This window comes from Streptomyces sp. NBC_00299, from assembly GCF_036173045.1.
Lineage (GTDB): Bacteria > Actinomycetota > Actinomycetes > Streptomycetales > Streptomycetaceae > Streptomyces > Streptomyces machairae.
In genome coordinates, this window is record NZ_CP108039.1 from 7,556,716 (window position 1) to 7,578,134 (window position 21,419).

Genomic DNA, 21,419 nt, shown 5'->3' on the forward strand with positions numbered 1-21,419 from the left:
CACGGACTTCGCGCGACGTTGACGAATAGACGTATCGACAAGCGATTCGGCTCCATCCCCGCTCCATCCGATTTCCGATGGCCTCCATAACGCTCCCTCGCGCGGTCTCTGTCGCGTTCCCTGGCGACTCCCCAAACATGACGCATGTTCATCTTCAATCTCGGGGATACCGCCGGTAACATCCCGGCTCACCCTCGTCGGTAGGAGCGGCCATGCCACGGCGTACCCCACGCAACGCCTTAGTCAGACTGAGAACTCCCGGCAGATTCCACGGGTTCCTGAAGACCGCATCCATATGCGTTCTGATCGCCGGTCTTTTGTCGCCATTTTCCCCGGCGGTCGCCGCGCCCGAGGCGCCGGCCGAGGCGACGGAGGCCGCCGACCACTGCGGGAACCAGTGTTCCGACATCCTTCCGCCGGGCCAGAACGGCAACGCAACCCTCGCCCAGATCCTGCTCAACCAGGCCTTCGGCACGATGCCCGAACACGCCTCCGACCAGCTGGGTCCCTATGCCGACCTGGCCAAGGGCCACTCCGGCCTCACCAACGCGACGATCAACAACTTCTTCAACGACGCCTCGTTCGGCGTCCCGTCCGATCAAGTCGCCTCCACCGTGAATCCCGCCGGGCGCGGCGACGTGACGATCGTCCGTGACAAGAAGACGGGTGTGCCGCACATCACCGGTACCACCAGATACGGCACGGAGTTCGGCGCCGGCTATGCGGCCGCCCAGGACCGGCTGTGGCTGATGGACGTCTTCCGGCACGTCGGACGCGGGCAGCTGACCTCCTTCGCGGGCGGCGCGCCGTCCAACCAGGGCCTGGAGCAGCAGTTCTGGCGTCACGCGCCGTACACCGAGGCCGACCTCCAGACGCAGATCGACAGCGCCGTCGCCTCGAACGGCGAACGCGGGCAGCTGGCCCTCGCCGACGCCAAGGCCTATCTCGACGGCATCAACGCCTACATCGACGCCTCCGACAGCGGCCGCTACTTCCCCGGCGAGTACGTCCTGACCGGTCACAAGGACTCCGTCACCAACGCCGGCACGATCGAGCACTTCAAGCTGACCGACATGGTCGCCCTGGGCTCCGTGATCGGTGCCCTGTTCGGCTCCGGGGGCGGCGGCGAGGTCAACAACGCGATCTCCCTGCTCGCCGCCCAGGAGAAGTACGGTGTGGCCGACGGCACCGAGCTCTGGGAGTCGTTCCGCGAGCGCAACGACCCCGAGGCCGTCGTCACCGTCCACGACAAGAGCTTCCCGTACGCCACCAAGCCCGAGAACCCACAGGGCGAGGCCCTGCCCGACGCCGGCTCGGTCGCCGAGGAACAGCTCGTGTACGACCGCACCGGCAGCGCGGCCGGTTCCGCCGCGGCCGGCGCCTCCGCCAAGGCCGCCGAGACCGCGATGACCTCGGCGAAGCGGGGCATGTCCAACGCCCTGGTGGTGAGCGGCGAGCACACCGCGAGCGGCCACCCGGTCGCCGTCTTCGGCCCGCAGACCGGCTACTTCGCACCCCAGCTCCTCCTGCTCCAGGAGATCCAGGGCCCCGGCATCAGCGCCCGCGGAGCCTCCTTCGCGGGCCTGAGCATGTACGTCGAGCTCGGCCGCGGCCAGGACTACTCATGGAGCGCCACGACGTCCGGCCAGGACATCATCGACACCTACGCCGTCGAGCTGTGCCAGGACGACCACCACTACCTGTACCGCGGCACCTGCACGGCGATGGAGAAGATCGAGCAGAAGAACGCCTGGAAGCCGACGACGGCCGACAGCACCCCCGCGGGCTCGTACACGATGCGGGTCTGGCGGACGAAGTACGGCCCCGTCACGCACCGCGCGACCGTCGGCGGCAAGAAGGTCGCCTACACCACCCTGCGCTCCTCCTACCTGCACGAAGCCGACTCCATCATCGGCTTCCAGATGCTGAACGACCCCGACTACGTCAAGGGCCCGGAGGACTTCCAGAAGGCGGTGCAGCACATCAACTACACCTTCAACTGGTTCTACGCCGACTCCGAGCACACCGCCTACTACAACAGCGGCGACAACCCGGTGCGGGCGACCGGCGTCGACGCGGAGTTCCCCGTGTGGGCACAGTCGGCCTACGAGTGGCGGAACTGGGATCCGGCGACGAACACGGCGCAGTACACCCCGCCCTCGGCCCACCCCAACTCCATCGACCAGGACTACTACGTCTCCTGGAACAACAAACAGGCCAAGGACTACACGACCGCACCCTGGGGCGGCGGCTCGGTCCACCGCGGCAACCTGCTTGAGGACCGGGTGCGCAAGCTGGTCGACGCGGGCGGCGTGACCCGGGCCTCGCTGGTGAAGGCGATGGCCGACGCGGGCCTTGCCGACCTGCGTGCCGAGGACGTACTCCCGGACCTGCTCAAGGTCGTCACCAGTTCCCCGGTGACCGACCCGACGGCCTCGGCGGCGATGAGCAAGCTGCGGACGTGGCTGTCGGCGGGCGGCAAGCGCACCGAGACGTCGGCCGGTTCGAAGAAGTACGCCGACGCCGACGCGATCCGCATCCTCGACGCGTGGTGGCCGCTGCTGGTGAAGGCCCAGTTCGAACCGGGCCTCGGCAGCGAGCTGTATGCCGCGATGACGGACAACCTGCCCATCGACGAGTCCCCGTCGGCCGCCCACGGCCCGACCGGCGCGCACGCCGGAAGCGCCTTCCAGTACGGCTGGTGGTCCTACGTCGACAAGGACATCCGCGCCGTGCTCGGTGAGTCGGTCCAGGGGCCGCTCGACCGCAAGTACTGCGGCGGCGGCAGCCTCAGCGCCTGCCGGGACCTCCTGATCGGCACCCTGAAGGAGGCGGCCGGCAAGACCGCGGCCCAGGTCTACCCCGGCGACGACCAGTGCTCGGCGGGCGACCAGTGGTGTGCCGACTCGATCGTCCAGCGCACCCTGGGCGGCATCAAGCACGGCAGGATCAGCTGGCAGAACCGGCCGACGTATCAGCAGGTGGTGGAGTTCACGTCACACCGGTGACGGCAAGGTGGCGGCGGGTCACTTGATGCGGCCCGCCGCCAGCACCACCTGCGCCAGCTCCCGGTGCACGATGTCGCTGTGCGCCCCCGCCGGCGGCCCCCCGCGCTTGACGACCGCCGCCGCGTCGACGTTCACGCACCCCGAGGTGGGCAGCTTCGCCTTCAGCGCGTCGGCCAGCTTGAACGACCGAGTCCCCGGCACCGCCTGCACCCCGCCGTGCCCCAACGCGCCCCACTTGACGCCCAGCATCCGGCCGACGTCGACAGCCGCGACCCCTCGCGCGTCCCCCGCCATGCGGGAGGCCAGCGGATACACCGTCGACAGGGCCGAGTCGTGCCGCGAGTGGCAGCACACCAGCGGTCCGTCGATGCGGTTCTGCTGGCCCTCCAGCACCCCGCCCGCGCGCGCGTCGTGCGGCAGCCGGGACGCGAACGCGTAGTGCGAGAAGGCGCCTTGGAGCAGCGTCACCGACTTCACCGTGCGCACGCCCTTCGGCAGCCCGCGCAGCGCGAACGACACCAGCCGCGCTCCGAAGCTGTGCCCGACCAGATGCACCCGCACCTGGGGCGCCCGCCCGGCCAGCTGCCCGACCACCCTTCCGAGCCCACGCTCACCGACCGTTCCGGCGCGCCGCTTCATGGCGTAGTACGTGGCCTGCCGCAGCAGCTCGTGCGCACCCTCCCAGGGGTTCGGCAGCGAGAACGAGGCCGCACCGTCGGGCACGGGGTCGGGCGCGCTGCCCTCCGGAGTTCTGTCCGGCGCTTCGAGATGCGCCAGCGCCCGCGCGAACTCCTCGCACACCGCCGTCACCGGCCCCGAGAGCATGTCCGGCGAGTTCTGCGGCACGCCCTCCGCCAGCGTGTCCGCCGCGAACAGCACCTGCGGTCCCGGCGGAACGACGTCCACCAGCATCCGCACCAGCCGTCCGAACTCCTCCAACTCGGCTTCCTCGCGCGGCTGTTGGTCCAACAGCCGCGCGATCTGGTCGATCACGGTCGCCCGCCCGGGGAAGGTCTCCAGCAGCGCGTGCCGCGTGTCCTTGTCGAGCGCCGGACGACGCGGAAGCTCGGCCGCCACCGCCCGCGGGAAGTCCGGGATCGGCTCGTCCGCGAACCTCATCGAGGGCCAGACCACGCCCACGTACCCGATCTTCGCCGCCGGGGCGAGCTGCGGGATCGGTGCGAAGAAACGGTCGTAGAGCCGGGTCGCCACCGAGCGGTCGTTGTTCCAGCCGTGCGCGAAGACGATCAGATCACGGACGTGGTGCTGCGCCACCTGTGCCAGCAGCCGGTCCCGCTTCCCGGAGTCCGGATCGCCGTCCGCGTCGAAGGTCAGCTCCCAGTAAGGAGTCACGCTCACTGCCGGTTCCGCCATGACGGGCCCCCTCGTCCCCCGAAGTGGTGCGATACGGGCGCATCGTCCTGCTACCGGGCGGGATTGGCCATACGTCATCACCCATCCGTGTAACCCGCCGTGGGGGCCATGAGCACGGGGCGCTCACTTGTACAGGAGGTACTCCCGCCGCACCCGCCGGAACGCCGTCAGCTCCCCCTGCCAGCCCGCCACCACCTCGTCGGCGCTCGCGCCCGCGTCGATCATCGTGCGGACCTGCGTGGAGCCGGTGAGCTTGTCGATCCAGTTGTCCGGACGCCAACTGAAGCCACTCCAGGCCCTCTTGGCGGTCACCAGCAGGGCGATGCCGGTGCGGACGGGGTCGTAGGCGGCGCGGTCGTGGACGTGGAGCTGTACGCCGCCGATGGTCTTGCCCTGGAACTTGGAGAACGTGGGCGCGAAGTAGGCCTCCCTGAAGCGCACGCCGGGGAGCCGGAGTTCGTTCGCGGCCGCCGCCCAGCGTCCGTCGATGCCTTCAGCGCCCAGCAGCTCGAAGGGGCGGGTGGTGCCGCGTCCCTCCGAGAGGTTCGTGCCCTCGAAGAGGCAGGTGCCGGAGTAGACGAGCGCGGTGTCCGGCGTCGGCATGTTCGGGCTCGGCGGCACCCACGGCAGGCCCCAGGCGTCGTAGAACCCGGACCGCTTCCAGCCCGTCATCCGTACGGTCTCCAGCGCCACCGGAGTGGTGAGGAACTCCCCGTTGAACAGCCGCGCCAGCTCGGCGACCGTCATGCCGTGCGCCTGGGAAATGGGCTGGCGGCCGACGAAGGTGGCGAACTCCTTGTGGAGGACGGGGCCTTGGGCCGCGCGTCCGGTCACCGGGTTCGGCCGGTCCAGTACGACGAAGCGCTTGCCGGCCAGCTGGGCCGCCTCCATGCAGTCGTAGAGCGTCCAGATGTAGGTGTAGAAGCGGGCGCCCGCGTCCTGGATGTCGAAGACCACCGTGTCCACGCCGGACGCGGTGAAGATGCCGGCGAGGGGCCGGCCGCTCTTCAGGTACGTGTCGTAGACCGGGAGTCCGGTCGCCGGGTCGTCGTAGCGGCCCTCGGAGCCGCCCGCCTGGGCGGTGCCGCGAAAGCCGTGCTCGGGGCCGAAGACGGCCGTCAGGTTCACCCTCTCGTCGGCGTGCATGACGTCTACGATGTGGCGGACGTCGCGGGTCACGCCGGTGGGGTTGGTGACGATTCCGACGCTCTGGCCCCGCAGGGCCGCGTAGCCGTTTGCGGCGAGGTTCTCGAAGCCGGTCCGCAGGCGGTGCTGGGTCGCTGAGGCCGGGGGTGCGGCGGAGAGTGCGGTTGCTGCCGTGGTCGCTGCGAGGAGAGCTCGTCTGGATAGGCGCATGAGGGGCACGGTATTGCTCCCGCAGGGTGTGGGGAAGGTGCCGTCGTTTGTGGCTTGTCGCGCCCACGCGGCGGAGCCGCACATCGATACGGCCCCGCGCCCCTGGAGGGCGCTGCCGTCGCCCTTCCGTGTCACATACCGACCGGTTAGTCTGGTCGTCATAGCAGAGCCGCAGTCGAAGGAGACCGATGGTGGAAGCCGTTCAGGGTGCCGGAGTCGTCGTGACCGGGGCTGGAGGTGGCATCGGGGCTGCGCTGGCCCGGCGCTTTGCCGCCGAGGGGGCTCGTGTCGTCGTCAACGATCTGGACGCGGGGAAGGCGAAGGCGGTCGCCGAGGAGATCGGCGGCATCGCGGTCGCCGGTGATGCCTCCGCCGTCGTCGCCGATGCCCGGGACGCGCTGGGTGGCACGGTCGACGTCTACTGCGCCAACGCCGGTGTCGCCTTCGGAGGTGACGACCCTGGACAGCCGCTCGACGAGAAGGCCTGGTCGACGTCCTGGGACGTCAATGTGATGGCACACGTGCGTGCCGCCAACGAACTGCTCCCCGCCTGGCTGGAGCGCGGCAGCGGACGCTTCGTCTCCACCGTCTCCGCCGCCGGACTGCTCACCATGATCGGCGCCGCGCCCTACGCCGTCACCAAGCACGGCGCCTATGCCTTCGCCGAGTACCTGTCGCTGACGTACCGCCACCGCGGCGTCAAGGTGCACGCCATCTGCCCGCAGGGCGTGCGCACCGACATGCTGGACGCCACCGGCAGCGCGGGTGACCTGGTGCTCAAGCCCACCGCCATCGCGCCACAGGACGTGGCGGACGCCCTGTTCAAGGGCATGGCGGAGGACCGCTTCCTGATCCTGCCGCACCCCGAGGTCTCCGGGTACTACCAGGCGCGGGCCGCCGAGCCGGACCGCTGGCTGACCAACATGAACCACCTCCAGCAGAAGTGGGAGGAAGCCCGGTGACCGAATCCCCGTACGCGGCCAAGCCCTGGGTGGCCCTGCTCACCGACGTCCAGCGCGCCCCGATCGCACCGGCGGACTCGCTCGTGCACGCCCTGCGCCGGGCCGTCGCCGAGACCCCGGAGCGCGTCTTCCTCGCCTACTTCGACGGCCGGCTCACCTACCGCGAGGTCGACGAGCTCAGCGACTCCGTCGCCGGGCACCTCGCCGCCCGTGGCCTGGAGCGCGGCGACCGGGTGGCGATCCTCCTGCAGAACTCCCCGCACTTCGTGATCGCCCTGCTCGGCGCCTGGAAGGCGGGGGCGGTCGTCGTGCCGGTCAACCCCATGTACAAGTCGGGGGAGGTCGGCCATGTCCTGCGCGACGGGGAAGTGGCCGCGCTGATCTGCTCGGACCGGGCCTGGGAGTCGTACCTGCGCGAGACCGCGGCCGACTCGCCGGTGCGGATCGTGCTCACCGGCTGTGAGCTGGATTTCCAGACGCGGGGCGACGAGCGCGTGCTGACCTTCGAGCGACTGCCGGGCGCCGAGGACGCCGACGACCTGACGGCCGTCGCCCGCGCCGGCCACAAGGCGCCGCAGGGGCGTGAGCTCGGCCCGTCCGACATCGCGCTGATCAGCTACACCTCCGGTACGAGCGGCACCCCCAAGGGCGCCACCAACACGCACGGCAACGTCATGTACAACGCCGAGCGCCAGCGGACGGGGCTCGGCCTGCCGGACGCGCCCGTGTACTACGCGCTGGCGCCCCTGTTCCACATCACCGGGATGGTCTGCCAGCTCGGCGCGAGCCTCAACAGCGCGGGCACGCTGGTGCTGACGTACCGCTTCGACGCGGGTGTCGTGCTGGACGCGTTCGCCGAGCACCGGCCGCACTACACGGTCGGCCCGTCGACGGCCTTCATGGCGCTGGCCGCCCACCCGGCCGTCACCCCGGAGCACTTCTCCTCCTTCGTGAACATCTCTTCGGGCGGCGCCCCCGTGCCGCCCGCCCTGGTGGAGAAGTTCCGGGCCGGCTTCGGGCCGTACATCCGCAACGGCTACGGCCTCACCGAGTGCACCGCCCCCTGCGCCTCCGTCCCGCCCGGCCTGGAGGCCCCCGTCGACCCGGCCTCCGGGACGCTGGCCGTGGGGCTGCCGGGCCCCGAGACGGTCGTACGGATCGTCGACGAGCAGGGCCAGGAGGTGCCGTTCGGCGAGCAGGGCGAGATCGTGGTGCGCGGGCCGCAGGTCGTGCCCGGCTACTGGCGGCGCCCCGACGCCACCGCCGAGACCTTCCCCGACGGCGAACTGCGCACCGGGGACATCGGCTTCATGGACGCCGAGGGCTGGCTGTACGTCGTCGACCGCAAGAAGGACATGATCAACGCGTCCGGCTTCAAGGTGTGGCCGCGCGAGGTCGAGGACGTGCTCTACACGCACCCGGCGGTGCGCGAGGCGGCCGTCGTGGGGGTGCCCGACGGGTACCGCGGGGAGACCGTCAAGGCGTACATCAGCCTCCGTCCGGGTGCGGAAACGGACCCCGACACACTCGCTGCCTACTGCAAGGAGAGACTGGCCGCCTACAAATATCCGCGTCAGGTGGAGATCCTGCCGGACTTGCCCAAGACGGCAAGTGGGAAGATCCTCCGTCGGGAACTTCGTTCCCGTGCGAACGACGGCTAGACGCAAGCAGGAAAATCTCGGAAGGGCAGGTGGCGGCACAGTGGCCAGGACGACGGACGGTGACGGTACGCCCGTCCCGCAGCGGCTGCTCGCCGCCGCCACCCGGCTCTTCGCGGAGCGCGGCTACGACCGCACCTCGGTGCAGGAGATCGTCGAGGCGGCCGGCGTCACCAAGGGGGCGCTGTACCACTACTTCGGTTCCAAGGACGACCTCCTGCACGAGGTGTACGCGCGCGTGCTGCGCGTTCAGCAGGAGCGGCTCGATGCCTTCGCGGGGGCCGACGAGCCCATCGAGAAGCGGCTGCGGGGAGCGGCGGCGGACGTCGTGGTGACGACCATCGAGAACCTCGACGACGCGATGATCTTCTTCCGCTCGATGCACCATCTCAGCCCGGAGAAGAACAAGCAGGTGCGCGCCGAGCGGCGGCGCTACCACGAGCGCTTCCGCGCGCTCGTCGAGGAGGGCCAGGAGACGGGCGTCTTCTCCACGGCGACCCCGGCGGACCTCGTCGTGGACTACCACTTCGGCTCCGTCCACCACCTGTCGACCTGGTACCGCCCCGACGGCCCGATGAGCCCCCAGGAGGTCGCGGACCACTTGGCGGACCTGCTGCTGCGGGCGCTGCGGCCCTGAGGACTGCGGGTACGGGTGAGGGGCGGTCGCTCTTGCGACCGCCCCTCACCTGCGTCCCGTTACAGGTACTTCTTCAACTCCCGCCGAGCCAGCGACCGCTGGTGCACCTCGTCCGGCCCGTCGGCGATCATCAGGGTCCGCGCCCCGGCGTACAGCTCCGCGAGCGGGAAGTCCTGGCTGACACCCCCCGCCCCGTGCAACTGGATCGCCCGGTCGATGATGTCGACGACCGCCCGCGGCGTGGCGATCTTGATGGACTGGATCTCCGTGTGGGCACCCTTGTTGCCGACGGTGTCCATCAGCCAGGCCGTCTTCAGGACCAGCAGACGGAGCTGCTCGACCGTCACCCGCGCGTCGGCGATCCAGTTGTGGACCACGCCCTGCTGGGCCAGCGCCTTGCCGAAGGCGTTGCGGGACACCGCCCGGCGGCACATCAGCTCGATCGCCCGCTCGGCCATGCCGATCAGCCGCATGCAGTGGTGGATACGGCCCGGACCGAGCCGCGCCTGCGCGATGGCGAACCCGCCGCCCTCCTCGCCGACGAGGTTGGAAACCGGCACACGCGCGTGGTCGAAGATCACCTCGGCGTGGCCGCCGTGGGAGTGGTCCTCGTAGCCGAAGACCTGCATCGCGCGCTTGATGGTGACGCCCGGGGTGTCCCGGGGCACCAGGACCATGGACTGCTGACGGCGGATGTCCTCGCCGTCCGGGTCCGTCTTGCCCATCACGATGAGGATCTTGCAGTCCGGGTTCATCGCCCCGGAGATGTACCACTTGCGACCGGTGATGACGTACTCGTCGCCGTCCCGCTCGATGTGCGTGGTGATGTTCGTGGCGTCCGAGGAGGCCACGTCCGGCTCGGTCATCGCGAACGCCGAGCGGATCTCACCGGCCAGCAGCGGCTCCAGCCACTGCTTCTTCTGCTGCTCGTCGCCGAACTGGGACAGCACCTCCATGTTCCCGGTGTCGGGCGCCGCGCAGTTCGTGGCCGTCGGTGCCAGGTGCGGGGAGCGTCCGGTGATTTCGGCGAGCGGGGCGTACTGGAGGTTGGTGAGCCCGGCCCCGTACTCCCGGTCCGGCAGGAAGAGGTTCCACAGGCCCTGCCTGCGCGCCTCGGCCTTGAGCTCCTCCACCACGGCCGGCGTGTCCCACGGGGACGCCAGCTCGGCCCGCTGCTCCTCGGCGACCGCCTCGGCGGGGTAGACGTACTCGTCCATGAAGGCGAGGAGCTTGGCGCACAGTTCCTCGGTGCGCGCGTCGAACGCGAAGTCCATGTCCGTCAGCCCTCCTGGATTCCGTCTTGAAGTGTGCTCAGGCCGTGCTCGATGAAGACCGGGACCAGGTCGCCGATGCGGTCGAAGCCGCGGCCGACCGTCTGGCCCAGCGTGTAGCGGTAGTGGATGCCCTCCAGGATCACGGCGAGCTTGAACCAGGCGAACGCCGTGTACCAGGAGACCGCGGAGACGTCGCGCCCCGAGCGCGCGGCGTACCGCTCGATCAGTTCGGCCGGTTCCGGATGCCCGGGGGCCTCGGCGGTCGTGGAGACGGGGGAGTCGGGCATGCCCAGCGGCATGCTGTACATGACCAGCAGACCCAGGTCGGTCAGCGGGTCGCCCAGCGTCGACATCTCCCAGTCGAGGATCGCCTTGATCTTGTCGTCGTCACCGATGAGGACGTTGTCCAGCCGGTAGTCGCCGTGGACCACCGTCGCCGCGGGAGAGGCCGGCAGCCTGCGGCCGAGCGTCACGTGCAGCTCGTCGATGCCGGCCAGGTCGCGGTTGCGGGAGGCGTCCAACTGCTTGCCCCAGCGGCGCAGCTGGCGGTCCAGGAAGCCCTCGGGCCGGCCGAAGTCGTCAAGGCCCACCGACGCCGGATCCACCGCGTGCAGCTCGACGAGCGTGTCCACCAGCGACAGCGCCGCGCCCCGGGTGCGCTCCGCGCCGAGCGGGGCGAGCTGGTCGGCCGTGCGGTACGGGGTGCCCTCGACGAACTCCATGACGTAGAACGGCGCCCCGAGCACCTCCTCGTCCTCGCACAGCAGCACAGGCCGCGGCACCGGCACGTCCGTCGGGTGCAGCGCGCTGATGACCCGGTGCTCGCGCTTCATGTCGTGCGCGGTGGCGAGGACGTGGCCGAGCGGGGGCCGTCGTACGACCCACTGCGAGGTGCCGTCGGAGACCATGTACGTGAGGTTCGACCGTCCGCCCTCGATGAGCCGGCCGGTCAGCGGACCGTGTGCCAGACCGGGCCGCTCGCGCTCGAGCAGGCCGCGCAGCCGGTCCAGGTCGAGGCCGGGCGGATGGTCGGGGCTCATACAGGGCTCCTAAGGGCAGGTGAACGAGACCTGACTCATGATGCCGACCAGTCGGTATGTCGTCCAGTGGGGGAGCCGAACGTGATCGGGGCCACGATAGGCCGACAGCCCCCCGCGCGGTGCGTCGGGGAGCTGTCAGGAGTGCGTTCTCGGCCAGAACGGGGCCGGTCGGTCAGGGCCGCCCGTGGGATCAGTGGTCGTCCCAGTGGCCTGCGTGGGCGGCGTGCCGGTGGCCGTCGTGCAGGTAGTCGACGTGGTCGCCGTGCAGGACGCTCTCGTGCCCGCAGTCGGCGCCGTGCTGATGGGTGTGGCCGTCGTGCGCGACGTGCCCGTCCGTCTCGCACTCGTCCCAGTGACCGCTGTGCTCCCTGTGGAGGTGACCGTCGTGCGCGTAGTCGGTGTGGTCGCCGTGCGGCACCGCGGTGTGCCCGCAGTCCGGACCGTGGGCGTGCGTGTGGGAAGGGTGTTCCACGTGCATGGTGGTCATGGTGCTCACCTTCGAAGGTGCGGGTTGTGACGTCGGACAGGCTGCCACGCAAACGGCGCATATCGGGTTATTCGGGCTTGCGTGGCGCCCTCCCAGCCCGGAGGGTCGAACCCATGAAGGGGATCAGCTACACACGCTACGGCGGGCCCGACGAGCTCGCATACGGGAATCTGCGCGATCCGCGCGTCGGCCCCGACTCCGTGCTGGTGAAGGTGCGGGCGGCCGCGGTCAACCCGGTCGACTGGAAGTGCCGCGAGGGCTACATGGACCGGATGCTGGAGCCGGTCTTCCCGGTCGTCCCCGGCTGGGACGTAGCCGGCGTTGTCGTTCAGCCGGGCGTGTCCGTCACGGAGTTCGGCGTCGGTGACGAGGTCATCGGCTATGTGCGTGAGGACGTGCTCTCCCGTGGCACCTTCGCCGAGTACGTCGCCGCGCCCGTACGCACCCTCGCGCGCAAGCCCCGCAACCTCACCTGGGAGGAGGCGGCCGGTCTGCCGCTGGTGGGGCTGACGGCGTTCCAGGTGCTGACCAAGGTCCTCCAGGTCAAGCGCGACGAGACGGTCCTGGTGCACGCCGCCGCCGGCGGCGTGGGCTCGATCGCCGTCCAGCTCGCCCGCCATCTGGGTGCCCGGGTGATCGGTACGGCGAGCGCGCACAACCATGACTTCGTACGCGGTCTCGGCGGTGAGCCGGTCGAGTACGGCGACGGCCTGACCGAGCGGGTGCGGGGGATTGCGCCCGAGGGCGTGGACGCCGCGTTCGACACGGTCGGCGGCGACGCGCTGAAGGCCTCGGCCAACCTGCTGGCCCCCGAGGGCCGCCTGGTGTCCATCGCCGACCCGGACGTCTTCGACTACGGGGGCCGCTACTACTTCGTCCGCCCCGATGCGGCTGACCTGCTGCGGCTGTCCGAGCTGGCGGAGGAGGGGGTGGTGTCCGTGCACGTCTCGGAGACGTTCCCGCTGGAGCGGGCGGCGGACGCGCACCGGCTCAACCAGGAGGGCCGTACCCGGGGCAAGATCGTGGTGACGGTGGACTGGGAGACGGAGGAGGAGCCGGTGGCGCCGGAGGGGCTGTGGCAGGGGGCGGAGTGAGCGGGCCGTAGCCGAACGCGGGTCTCAGAGGACCAGGGCGGCGCCGCAGATGGCCAGGGCCAGGGTGAAAAGGACCGTGGCCGTGGCATGCCGGGGGGCCAACGCCGCTGGCTCGGCGGACGAGGCGAGGACGCGGATGCGGCGGTGGGCGAGGGCCAGGAAGCCCAGCCACAGCCCGATGCACAGGGCGCAGACGAGGAGCCCGACCACCGAGACGGCGCCGTGCAGTGCGGCCTTCACGGCGAGTACGGCGGCCACGGTGCCGGACAGGGTCGTACGGCGCCATGCGAGGCGCGTCCGCTCGGGCTGAAGTCCCGGATCCCTGACGGGCTCGGCGACCGCCCCGGGGTTCACCCTTCCCACCCCACGAGCACGACGACGACCATCGCGATGGCCACGACCGCGACCACCAGGCTCAGCACCGCCGGAAACCGCGACACCGGCAGGTCCTCGCCCCGCCGCATCGCTCGCTCGCAGCGCACCCAGTGGTTGACCGCACGCAACGAACACAGCACGCCGGCCGCGAGCAGCGCGAGCGCCAGCCCCACGCGCCAGCCCCAGCGCAGGTCCGGCAGGAACTGGTCCACCGCGAAGCCACCGCCGACGAGCGCGAGCGCGGTACGCAGCCAGGCCAGAAAAGTGCGCTCGTTGGCCAGCGAGAACCGGTAGTCGGGCGTGCCGCCCTCCTGCCGGATCTCCTGCGGCGCAAACCACAGCCGGACGTTCCGTACGAACTCGATCACATGCCCGACCCTATCCGGGGCCACGGACAGGGGCGTTCCGGCACCGCCCGGCACGCCCCGCCCCGGGACGGACCGCCCCGGCGCGGACCGGCAGCAGGCCGGTGCGGCCAGGGGCGGAGACGGTGGGCTGCCCGGGCACGTGGCAGCCGCAATGGCGGTGGCGATGGCGCGGGCGGCGGGTGTGCGCAGGGGGGGCGCGAGCGCCGGCTTCGGAGGGGGGCGCGTCCGAGTGCAGCGTCGGCGAGGAGTGCTTCAAGGGGGCGGACGGGGCTGCCCCAGGGCGTGTCCGACGTGGTGGCGACGGCGCGGATGACCGGCGTGCTGAGGAAGGTCGCGGGCGGCCCGGAGGCGGCCCTGCCCGAGCCATGACCGGGGCCGTCGAGGCGGCCCGGGTGCTCCCGGAGGTGGAGGTGTTGCGGCTGTCCCGCTGCCTCTCCGAGCCCGCGGCACGTCCGCCAGGGCCCTGGGTCAGGGGCGCACCCCGTCGACGCGCCCGCGAGCCCGCCGCCCGGTGGGCTCAGCCGGCCGCCCGGTGGGCCTTGAGGCGCTCGTACGCCGCCAGGCCGTCCGGTACCCACGTCCAGTCCGCCAGCCGCCGTTCCACCTCGGCCTCCGGCAGGAAGTCGTGCCAGTCGACCTCCTCCGGCTGCGGGCGCACCGGCAGCTCGCAGCGGACCTCGTACACCGCCGACCACCAGGTCTGCCCGGCGCCGTCGTCGTAGAGGAACTTGAAGAGGTGGGTGGGGCGGGGGAGGCCGCTGACGCCGAGTTCCTCCTCGGCCTCGCGCAGCGCGGCGTCGTCGTACGACTCGCCCGCGCCGACCACCCCGCCGACGAACATGTCGTACCGCGAGGGAAAGACCAGCTTCGTGGGCGTGCGGCGATGTACGAAGAGGCGGCCCTCCGAATCCCGGGCCTCGATGAAGACGCAGCGGTGGCGCAACCCCTTGGCGTAGGCCTCGCCGCGCCGGGACCGGCCGACGACCTGGTCGTGCTCGTCGACGATGTCGAGGATCTCGTCAGCAGCGCTCATGGGGGCCATCCAACCAGGGCGGCCGCTCGCACGGTCAGCGCGCCGGAACCGCCGCCACGGCAACCTGCCGGGGCTGCTTCACGCCGCTCGGCATCGCCGAATGCGTGCCGAGCATGATGATGCCCACCACGATCGCGGCGAGCCCCGCCGCCTCCCACGCCAGCGCGCCCGAGTCGGCGCGCAGCCGGTCGCCGAGGAAGCCGACGCCGCACAGGATGCCGGCCAGCGGCTGGGCCGCGGTCAGGGCCGGCAGGGACATCCGCAGGGATGCCGTCTCGAACGCGCTCTGGACGAGGATCAGCCCGGTGAGGCCGAGCGCCACCACGGCGTACGGCTGCCAGCTGGTGAGGACCTCCGCCATGCCGCCCTCGGCGAAACGCTGCCCGGTCAGGCGCGTCAGCGCGTCCTGCACGCCGTACAGCAGACCGGCGGCCGTGGCCAGCAGCGCAGGACCGGCCCTGAGCCGCGAACGCTTCGCATACGCCGTGAGCAGCAGCGCCGCCCCGATCATGACGCCGATGATCAGCCACTGCCGGAAGGGGCCGCTGGGCGCCGCCCCGCCGTGCGGCTGTCCGGCGATGATGAAGGCCGTGACACCGCCCGCGAGCAGCGCGAGTCCCGTCCAGCCCTGGCGGCCCAACGGCTGCTTGGTCTGGCGGCGGGAGAGAGCGAGCGCGAAGAGCAGGTTCGTCGCCAGCAGCGGTTCCACGAGGGAGATCTCGCCCTGGCCCAGCGCCATCGCGCCGAGCGCCATGCCGGCCACCATGAGCCCGATGCCGCCCAGCCAGCGGGGCACCTTCATCAGGTCGAGGAGGATCCGGGGGGAGAGGAAGTCGTTCAGCGGCGCCTTCTGGGCCGCGTTTTGCTGCAGTACGAAGCCGAAGCCCAGGCAGCAGGCGGCACTCACGGCGAGCATCAGGATCAGAAGCGACACGCTGCGTACCTCGATCATCCTGCCGGGGTGAGGGGACGGGGTGCGTAAGGGCCGACTGTAGCGGCCCAAGGCCCGGCATGCGCAGGCTCCCCATCGTGCGGTTCCTGGTCCGGCTACGCCATGACGTACGCCACACACTCTGAACAATTCCGACATTTAAGGCAAGGTGTGTGGCTGTTGAACGCATCAACTGCCCCATCAGTAACACCAGTTGACGCGTGTAACGCCTCGACGGCCCTTGACGCGAACCATTGGCTGCGGGTTTGCTGTGCGTGATCGCTCGATGACAGGTCACGCTCTTTCCTCACATTCTTCCCCCGACAGAACCCAGAACCGGTGTCCCCACCCCCGCCACCCCTCGGCCGCGGCCGCAAGCGCGCATCCCACACCTTCGACGCGGCCCTGGACGACGCCGAGCTCGCCGCCGCCCGCGCCGCGCTGGCCCAGGGCAGATGGCAGTCGGCCCGCTCGCTGCTCGCCCGGACCGGCGACGACTGGGACCGCAGAGGGCACCGCGTCACCGTCCTCGCGCAGGAGCCGTACTGCGTCCCCTGGACCCGCGACTGGCTGCTCGCCGAGCCCGACTCCGCCGACGCCGCCGTCCTGCTCGCCCTCGCCCAGGTCCAGCGCGCCCTGCGCGGCAAGGAGAAGCCCGTCCGCGCCCGTGAGTCGTGCCACGCCGCTGCTGCGCTCGCGCCCGCCGACCCCACCCCCTGGCTCGGCCTGCTCATGCTGGAGAGCGCACTCGGCGCCGAGGAGGCGGTGTGGCGCCTGTTCGGCGAGGTCGGCGCCCGGTACGCCGACCACCACCACGCCCACCACCTGATGGTCGCCCGGCTCGCCGAACGCCACACCGGCGCCGGTCCCGACCCGCTGCACGAGGTGTACGACTTCGCCAACGCGGCCGCCGAGCGGGCCCCCGCCGACTCCCCGCTCGCCGTCCTCCCGGTCATCGCCCACGCCGAGCGCTACCGCGTCCTCGCGGGGGCGGGGCGCGAGCAGCCCGACGCGGCCACCTCCGGGCACTGGGCCGGCCGCCGGGCCCGGCAGGTGATGCGGGCCGCCTTCGACTGGTGGCTGGAGTGGGAGCAGGAGGGGCACCCGCGCCGTCTGGTCGACCTGAACTACCTCGCCCACGCCAAGGTCTGCGAGGGCCGCGGCGCCGAGGCCGCCGCCCTGTTCCACCGCATCGGCGAGCACGCCACCCCGTCGCCGTGGTCGTACCCGGACCGCGAGCCGTATCCCGCCTTCCGTGCCGCACGCGACACCGCGCTCGGCACGGCGTAACGCCCCAACCGCAGTCGACCCAAGGACGGTCCCCGATGACCACGGGCAGTTCCAGCACGAGCAGAGCCACCGCCGGCAGTGGCGGGATCAGTACGTTCAAGGGACAGGACCGGGCCCTGCGCGCCGACCGGCTGGGCACGACGGGCCTGCTGCTGTCCGTGCTCGCCGCGACGGCACCCCTCATGGTGGTCGCGGGTGTCATGCCCACGACCTTCGGGGTGATGGGTGTCGTCGGGCAGCCGCTCCTCTTCGTGATCCTCGGCCTGGTCCTCGCGCTCTTCAGCGTCGGATACGCCGAGATGAGCCGGCACGTCCACAACGCCGGCGCCTTCTACGCCTACATCTCCCGCGGCCTCGGCGGCACCGCAGGCGCCGGCGCCGCGATGGTCGCGCTCGTCGCCTACAACGCCCTCCAGGTCGGCATCTACGGCATCTTCGGCTTCGAGGTCTCCGGGCTGTTCGCCACCTACCTCGACACGGAGGTCGCCTGGTGGATACCGGCGCTGGCGGCCGTCCTCCTCGTCGGCGGTCTCGGCTGGCTGAAGATCGACCTCAACGCGCGCGTGCTCGGCGTCCTGCTGATCATCGAGGTCGCCCTCGTGGTCATCTTCGACGTCGCCGCGATCGCCGACCCCGGCAAGGAGGGCCTGTCGCTGCACGCCTTCAACCCGGACACCCTCACCGGCGCCGGCATCGGCACCGCCCTGTGCTTCTGCGTCGCCGCCTTCCTCGGCTTCGAGCAGGCCCCCGTCTACGCCGAGGAGACCAGCCGCCCGCACGTCCTCGTGCCCCGCGTGATGTTCCTCGCCATCGGCGGCATCGCCGTCTTCTACACGATCAGCTGCTGGGCGTACACCGTCGCCGCGGGGCCCTCCGCCATCGTCGGCACCGCGGGAGAGCAGAGCGCAGGTTTGCTGTTCTTCCTCACCGAGGACCTCCTCGGCGCCGGCTTCACCGACGTCCTGCACGTGCTGTTCGTGACCGGCATGTTCGCGGCGATGCTCAGCTTCCACAACGTCGTTGCCCGCTACGCCTTCGCCATGGGCCGCGAGGGCCTGCTGCCGTCCGCCTTCGGCCGCACCAGCGGCGCGAGCGGCGCCCCCGGCACCGGTTCGCTGCTGCAGACGGCGATCTCCCTCGTGGTCGTCGCCGCCTTCGCGCTCACCGACGACAAGCCGACGGGCGACCCGACCGCACCGGTGCTGCACCTGTTCACCTGGATGGGCAACCTCGGCGCGCTGGGTGTCGCCGCGCTGATGGCCGCCGCGTCGGTCTCCGTCATCGCCTTCTTCGTGCGCCGCGGGGCCGTCGCCGCCCAGTTCTGGCGGCTGGCCGCCTCCGGGCTCTCGGTCGTCGGGCTGCTGTTCATCGTCGTCTACACGGTCAAGGACTTCGACGTCCTGATCGGCGCGGGCCCGGACTCGGCCCTGAACTGGGCGTTGCCCGCCGTCATCGTCCTCGCGCTGGTCGTCGGCGTGCTGCAGGGCCTGCTCCTGCGCTCCCGCGCACCCGAGCGGTACGCCCGCATCGGGCTCGGCAACGAGGCGTTCCAGCTGGACAAGGCGGCGGCGAAGACGCCGTAGCCGGCATCCGCGCGCGAGAGCCGCGTAAGAAGTGCTTACGGAAACCTGACGAGCACCCGCGATCCCTGGTCCGGCCGGGGTCGCGGGTGTTCGAATGAGTACGTGAACCGCGAACAGCCCGAGCACGAGGGCGGAGAACAGGACGAGGAACAGGGCGAGGAGCAGGGCAGGGAGCAGGGCGAGGAGCAGATCGGGCAGAAGGGCAAACCGATCGGCCGCCGCGTCCTCCTCGGCACCCTGGGCCTGGGCGCCCTCGGCGTGGTCACCGCGCCCGTCCTGCAGCGCGGGATGGAGTCCTTCCTCGCTAGCGCGTCCGACAAGGACCCCACCGGCCTGACCGACCTGCTGCCCAACGGCGGCGGTTTCCGCTACTACTCGGTGACCTCTTCCGTCCCCCGCAAGAACGCCACCACCTACCGCCTCACCATCGACGGCCTGGTCGACCGCCCCAGGACCTACACGCTGGCCGACCTGCGCGCCCTGCCGCAGACCCGGATGGTGCGCGACGTCCAGTGCGTCACCGGCTGGCGGGTCCCCGACACCCCCTTCGAGGGCGTGCGCCTGTCCCGCCTCCTCGACGCCGCGGGAGTGCGCAAGGGTGCCGGGGCGGTGCGCTTCACCTGCTTCGACGGCGCCTACAGCGAGAGCCTCACCCTCGACCAGGCCCGCCGCGCCGACGTCATGGTGGCCCTGCGCATGCAGGACAAGGACCTGAACCACGCCCACGGCGGCCCGGTCCGCCTCTATGTGGCACCCATGTACTTCTACAAGTCCGCCAAGTGGCTCTCCGGCATCACCGTCACCGAGGACGTGCAACCGGGCTACTGGGAGGAACGGGGCTACGACGTCGACGCCTGGGTCGGCCGCTCGAACGGACGCGACGATGAGCCTACGACTTGACGCCCCCGGCCGGTCCACGGACGTCCGGCGCTTCGGCCCGGCCACCCGCTGGGTGCACCGCACGACGGCCACGCTGATGGGCGTGTGCGTGGTGACCGCGGCCTGTCTGTACATCCCGCAGCTCGCCGAGCTCGTCGGCCGCCGCGAACTGGTGGTCCGTATCCACGAGTGGGCCGGCCTCGCCCTGCCCGTGCCGGTCCTGGCCGGCCTCGCCTCCCGCTTCTTCCGCGCCGACCTCGGCTTCCTCAACCGCTTCGGCCCGCACGACCGCGTCTGGCTGCGCGCCGCCCTGCACCGCGACAAGCGGCCCGCGTGCCGTCCGGCGGGCAAGTTCAACGCCGGACAGAAGATCTACGCCGCGTGGATCGCCGGCGCGACACTGGTGATGGTCGGCACCGGCCTCATCATGTGGTTCACCCACCTCACTCCTCTGGAGTGGCGCACCAGCGCGACCTTCGTCCACGACTGGCTGGCCCTCACCATCGGCATCGTCCTCGCCGGCCACATCGGCATGGCCCTGGGCGACCCGGAGGCCCGCCGGGGCATGCGGACGGGCTCGGTCAGCCGGGAGTGGGCGGAGCGGGAGCATTCACGGTGGCGGCCATGACGGGCTGCACGGCGACCGGCTGAAGGGCTACCTGAGAGTCCCGAAGGCCGAGGTCGGTGGGCTGAGCTGTGCCACCGCCCGGCATCTCCGGGCCGGGCGAGGACGCCGGTCCGCCGAGGTCTGGCGCCTTCGTGCCGGGCGATGACAAAGATCTGCCGCCGCCATCAGGCACCTCCGCGCCAAGCGATGACAGCCATGCCCCGAGATCCGACACAGCCGCCCCGGCCGGCGACCCCGGCTCATCGGTGGCCTCCGTGCCCGTGCCCGGCTCCTCGACCGTGTCCGGGCCCGTGACCGTGAAGGCCGCCGGCAGCCGGACCTCGGTGCCCGCGTGCCGGACGGCGACCTCGGCCGGGCCCGGCTCCAGGGGCGGTACAGGAACGGACAGCACCAGCCGGTCACCCGACTCGGACTTCAGGACGGGCACACCCGGTACCACCAGCCCGCCGATGCTCACGCTCGCGTCCTGCAGCAGCTCGGCATGGTCGAAGTAGGTGCCGGTCAGCTCGATGCCGATCGTGTCGCCGGGCCGCGCCTCGCCGTCGCCGCCCGTGTCGACGCCCGCGATCCGGTAGCCGCACGCCGGTGTGCCGCCCGGTCTGGCCGCGAGCCGTACGGTGCCGCCCGGGTGCCGCCGGTGGAAGTCCAGCAGGCCACCGAGGACGGCGTACGCGGCACGCCCCTTGCAGGTGTCCACCCGCCCGGCGAGTTCCGCATGGGCCCCGGCTGCCGTGTCCCAGTCGCCGCCCCTGCCCTGCACGGCCAGACAGGCCGCGGACAGTCCGCGCAGCAGCTGCCACTCCGCCTCCGCCGAGTCCTGCGGGATCTTCCCGAGGGCGGACTCGCAGTGCTCCGGCGCTCGGAGCAGGTCGTAGACGCTCGCCGGATCCGGCGCGTTGTCCGAGTCGGGCGAACTCGGGCCGGGCGGGAGCCATGGCGGGGCCTGGAGGCCCACGGTGCCCCTGCCGCTCGGGGACGGGGTCGGCGAAGGGCTGGGACTCACGCTCACCACCTCGCCCGGCAACCCGCTCGGGACAGCGGCCGGCCCGGAGGCGTTCTCGCCCGCCCGGCCGTTGGGCGACTGCTGGGCCACCGGGGCTGAGCGATCCGCCGGTGCCGTCGGCACACTGCCGCCCTCGGACGGCCCGGCGGTCACGACCGAACCGTCGCCGCCCCTGCCGTCCGCACTGCCACGCCCGTCACTCGTGAAGGCCGCGGCGGCCACCGCCACCGCCCCCACCACGAGCAGCCCCGAGATACGCATCCCGAGGGAAACCGCCATGACGCCCCCCGATGTTCACGCCCCCGACGGCTGCGGCAGCCTCCGGAGGTCACCTCATCATCGGGCCGAAAACGCTCTTGGGGAAGCCGCTTTATGCGATCGTCAGGGCGAGTTCAGGTACCGGCGCACCGTAATCCCGGGAAGCGGAAGCCCGGCGGGG

19 protein-coding genes are annotated in these 21,419 nt (G+C 71.4%); 9 read left to right on the top strand and 10 right to left on the bottom strand.

Annotation, left to right across the window (positions count from 1 at the left end; all coding sequences use genetic code 11):
* Positions 1-212: 212 nt before the first annotated feature.
* On the top strand, positions 213-3,008 hold the full coding sequence (locus tag OHT51_RS33745) for a penicillin acylase family protein (RefSeq protein ID WP_328882694.1): 2,796 nt from the start codon (positions 213-215) through the stop codon (positions 3,006-3,008).
* A gap of 18 nt (positions 3,009-3,026) precedes the next feature.
* On the opposite strand, the gene OHT51_RS33750 is transcribed toward OHT51_RS33745, so the two are convergent.
* On the bottom strand, positions 3,027-4,382 hold the full coding sequence (locus tag OHT51_RS33750; RefSeq protein ID WP_328882695.1) for a serine-threonine protein kinase: 1,356 nt from the start codon (positions 4,380-4,382) through the stop codon (positions 3,027-3,029).
* A gap of 123 nt (positions 4,383-4,505) precedes the next feature.
* Positions 4,506-5,738, bottom strand: coding sequence for an exo-beta-N-acetylmuramidase NamZ family protein (locus OHT51_RS33755; RefSeq protein ID WP_328882696.1), 1,233 nt, complete (start codon positions 5,736-5,738; stop codon positions 4,506-4,508).
* A 188-nt stretch (positions 5,739-5,926) separates the two neighbouring features.
* Between OHT51_RS33755 and OHT51_RS33760 the strand changes: the two genes are divergently transcribed.
* The 3 genes from OHT51_RS33760 to OHT51_RS33770 are packed head-to-tail and all read left to right on the top strand — an operon-like array spanning position 5,927 to position 8,995.
* Positions 5,927-6,700, top strand: coding sequence for an SDR family oxidoreductase (locus tag OHT51_RS33760; protein WP_328882697.1), 774 nt, complete (start codon positions 5,927-5,929; stop codon positions 6,698-6,700).
* On the top strand, positions 6,697-8,361 hold the full coding sequence (locus tag OHT51_RS33765) for a class I adenylate-forming enzyme family protein (RefSeq protein ID WP_328882698.1): 1,665 nt from the start codon (positions 6,697-6,699) through the stop codon (positions 8,359-8,361). Before OHT51_RS33760 ends, OHT51_RS33765 begins: the two co-directional genes overlap by 4 nt.
* Positions 8,362-8,401: 40 nt before the next feature.
* Positions 8,402-8,995 carry a TetR/AcrR family transcriptional regulator gene (locus OHT51_RS33770; RefSeq protein WP_328882699.1) on the top strand — a complete coding sequence of 198 codons (594 nt, stop codon included), beginning with the start codon at positions 8,402-8,404 and terminating at the stop codon, positions 8,993-8,995.
* A 59-nt stretch (positions 8,996-9,054) separates the two neighbouring features.
* Here the strand turns inward: OHT51_RS33770 and OHT51_RS33775 are convergent, their stop codons facing one another.
* The 3 genes from OHT51_RS33775 to OHT51_RS33785 form a co-directional block, all read right to left on the bottom strand.
* The gene (locus OHT51_RS33775) at positions 9,055-10,269 is read right to left on the bottom strand and encodes an acyl-CoA dehydrogenase (protein WP_328882700.1); all 1,215 of its coding nucleotides are present in this window, start codon (positions 10,267-10,269) and stop codon (positions 9,055-9,057) included.
* Between the two features lie 5 nt (positions 10,270-10,274).
* Positions 10,275-11,309, bottom strand: coding sequence for a phosphotransferase family protein (locus tag OHT51_RS33780; RefSeq protein WP_328882701.1), 1,035 nt, complete (start codon positions 11,307-11,309; stop codon positions 10,275-10,277).
* Between the two features lie 190 nt (positions 11,310-11,499).
* Complete coding sequence (locus tag OHT51_RS33785) at positions 11,500-11,796, bottom strand: hypothetical protein (protein ID WP_328882702.1); 297 nt, start codon at positions 11,794-11,796, stop codon at positions 11,500-11,502.
* Positions 11,797-11,909: 113 nt separating this feature from the next.
* Here OHT51_RS33785 and OHT51_RS33790 point away from each other — a divergent pair, with 113 nt between their 5' ends.
* Positions 11,910-12,890, top strand: coding sequence for an NADP-dependent oxidoreductase (locus OHT51_RS33790; protein WP_328882703.1), 981 nt, complete (start codon positions 11,910-11,912; stop codon positions 12,888-12,890).
* 24 nt (positions 12,891-12,914) lie between these two features.
* On the opposite strand, the gene OHT51_RS33795 is transcribed toward OHT51_RS33790, so the two are convergent.
* The 4 genes from OHT51_RS33795 to OHT51_RS33810 all read right to left on the bottom strand — a co-directional run bounded on the left by OHT51_RS33795 (position 12,915) and on the right by OHT51_RS33810 (position 15,600).
* Positions 12,915-13,244 (bottom strand): DUF202 domain-containing protein, encoded by a 330-nt coding sequence (locus OHT51_RS33795; RefSeq protein WP_328882704.1) that lies wholly within the window; start codon positions 13,242-13,244, stop codon positions 12,915-12,917.
* The gene (locus tag OHT51_RS33800; RefSeq protein WP_328882705.1) at positions 13,241-13,633 is read right to left on the bottom strand and encodes a YidH family protein; all 393 of its coding nucleotides are present in this window, start codon (positions 13,631-13,633) and stop codon (positions 13,241-13,243) included. The genes OHT51_RS33795 and OHT51_RS33800 overlap by 4 nt, the downstream gene beginning before the upstream one ends.
* Before the next feature lie 517 nt (positions 13,634-14,150).
* Positions 14,151-14,666, bottom strand: coding sequence for an NUDIX hydrolase (locus OHT51_RS33805; protein ID WP_328882706.1), 516 nt, complete (start codon positions 14,664-14,666; stop codon positions 14,151-14,153).
* 34 nt (positions 14,667-14,700) lie between these two features.
* Positions 14,701-15,600: a DMT family transporter gene (locus OHT51_RS33810; RefSeq protein ID WP_328882707.1), complete on the bottom strand. Its 900-nt coding sequence runs from the start codon at positions 15,598-15,600 to the stop codon at positions 14,701-14,703.
* Between the two features lie 336 nt (positions 15,601-15,936).
* Here OHT51_RS33810 and OHT51_RS33815 point away from each other — a divergent pair, with 336 nt between their 5' ends.
* From OHT51_RS33815 to OHT51_RS33830, 4 genes are all read left to right on the top strand, one after another.
* A complete protein-coding gene (locus tag OHT51_RS33815; protein ID WP_328882708.1) occupies positions 15,937-16,887 on the top strand; it encodes a hypothetical protein in 951 nt (316 codons plus the stop codon).
* Positions 16,888-16,922: 35 nt separating this feature from the next.
* On the top strand, positions 16,923-18,470 hold the full coding sequence (locus OHT51_RS33820; RefSeq protein WP_328882709.1) for an APC family permease: 1,548 nt from the start codon (positions 16,923-16,925) through the stop codon (positions 18,468-18,470).
* 189 nt (positions 18,471-18,659) lie between these two features.
* Positions 18,660-19,370, top strand: coding sequence for a molybdopterin-dependent oxidoreductase (locus tag OHT51_RS33825; RefSeq protein WP_328884532.1), 711 nt, complete (start codon positions 18,660-18,662; stop codon positions 19,368-19,370).
* Positions 19,354-19,977 carry a cytochrome b/b6 domain-containing protein gene (locus OHT51_RS33830; RefSeq protein WP_328882710.1) on the top strand — a complete coding sequence of 208 codons (624 nt, stop codon included), beginning with the start codon at positions 19,354-19,356 and terminating at the stop codon, positions 19,975-19,977. Before OHT51_RS33825 ends, OHT51_RS33830 begins: the two co-directional genes overlap by 17 nt.
* Here OHT51_RS33830 and OHT51_RS33835 read toward each other — a convergent pair.
* Positions 19,931-21,259, bottom strand: a complete 1,329-nt coding sequence (locus OHT51_RS33835; RefSeq protein WP_328882711.1) for a hypothetical protein — start codon at positions 21,257-21,259, stop codon at positions 19,931-19,933. The two genes, OHT51_RS33830 and OHT51_RS33835, sit on opposite strands and share 47 nt — an antisense overlap.
* Between the last annotated feature and the right edge of the window lie 160 nt (positions 21,260-21,419).

What these genes read in the sequence shown, in the direction of transcription:
- OHT51_RS33760 (WP_328882697.1), top strand. Translation starts at nt 5,927, where the DNA reads ATGGTGGAAGCCGTTCAGGGTGCCGGAGTCGTCGTGACCGGGGCTGGA.
- OHT51_RS33780 (WP_328882701.1), bottom strand. Translation starts at nt 11,309, where the DNA reads ATGAGCCCCGACCATCCGCCCGGCCTCGACCTGGACCGGCTGCGCGGC.
- OHT51_RS33750 (WP_328882695.1), bottom strand. Translation starts at nt 4,382, where the DNA reads ATGGCGGAACCGGCAGTGAGCGTGACTCCTTACTGGGAGCTGACCTTC.
- OHT51_RS33745 (WP_328882694.1), top strand. Translation starts at nt 213, where the DNA reads ATGCCACGGCGTACCCCACGCAACGCCTTAGTCAGACTGAGAACTCCC.
- OHT51_RS33755 (WP_328882696.1), bottom strand. Translation starts at nt 5,738, where the DNA reads ATGCGCCTATCCAGACGAGCTCTCCTCGCAGCGACCACGGCAGCAACC.
- OHT51_RS33820 (WP_328882709.1), top strand. Translation starts at nt 16,923, where the DNA reads ATGACCACGGGCAGTTCCAGCACGAGCAGAGCCACCGCCGGCAGTGGC.
- OHT51_RS33805 (WP_328882706.1), bottom strand. Translation starts at nt 14,666, where the DNA reads ATGAGCGCTGCTGACGAGATCCTCGACATCGTCGACGAGCACGACCAG.
- OHT51_RS33790 (WP_328882703.1), top strand. Translation starts at nt 11,910, where the DNA reads ATGAAGGGGATCAGCTACACACGCTACGGCGGGCCCGACGAGCTCGCA.
- OHT51_RS33835 (WP_328882711.1), bottom strand. Translation starts at nt 21,259, where the DNA reads ATGGCGGTTTCCCTCGGGATGCGTATCTCGGGGCTGCTCGTGGTGGGG.
- OHT51_RS33830 (WP_328882710.1), top strand. Translation starts at nt 19,354, where the DNA reads ATGAGCCTACGACTTGACGCCCCCGGCCGGTCCACGGACGTCCGGCGC.
- OHT51_RS33775 (WP_328882700.1), bottom strand. Translation starts at nt 10,269, where the DNA reads ATGGACTTCGCGTTCGACGCGCGCACCGAGGAACTGTGCGCCAAGCTC.
- OHT51_RS33785 (WP_328882702.1), bottom strand. Translation starts at nt 11,796, where the DNA reads ATGACCACCATGCACGTGGAACACCCTTCCCACACGCACGCCCACGGT.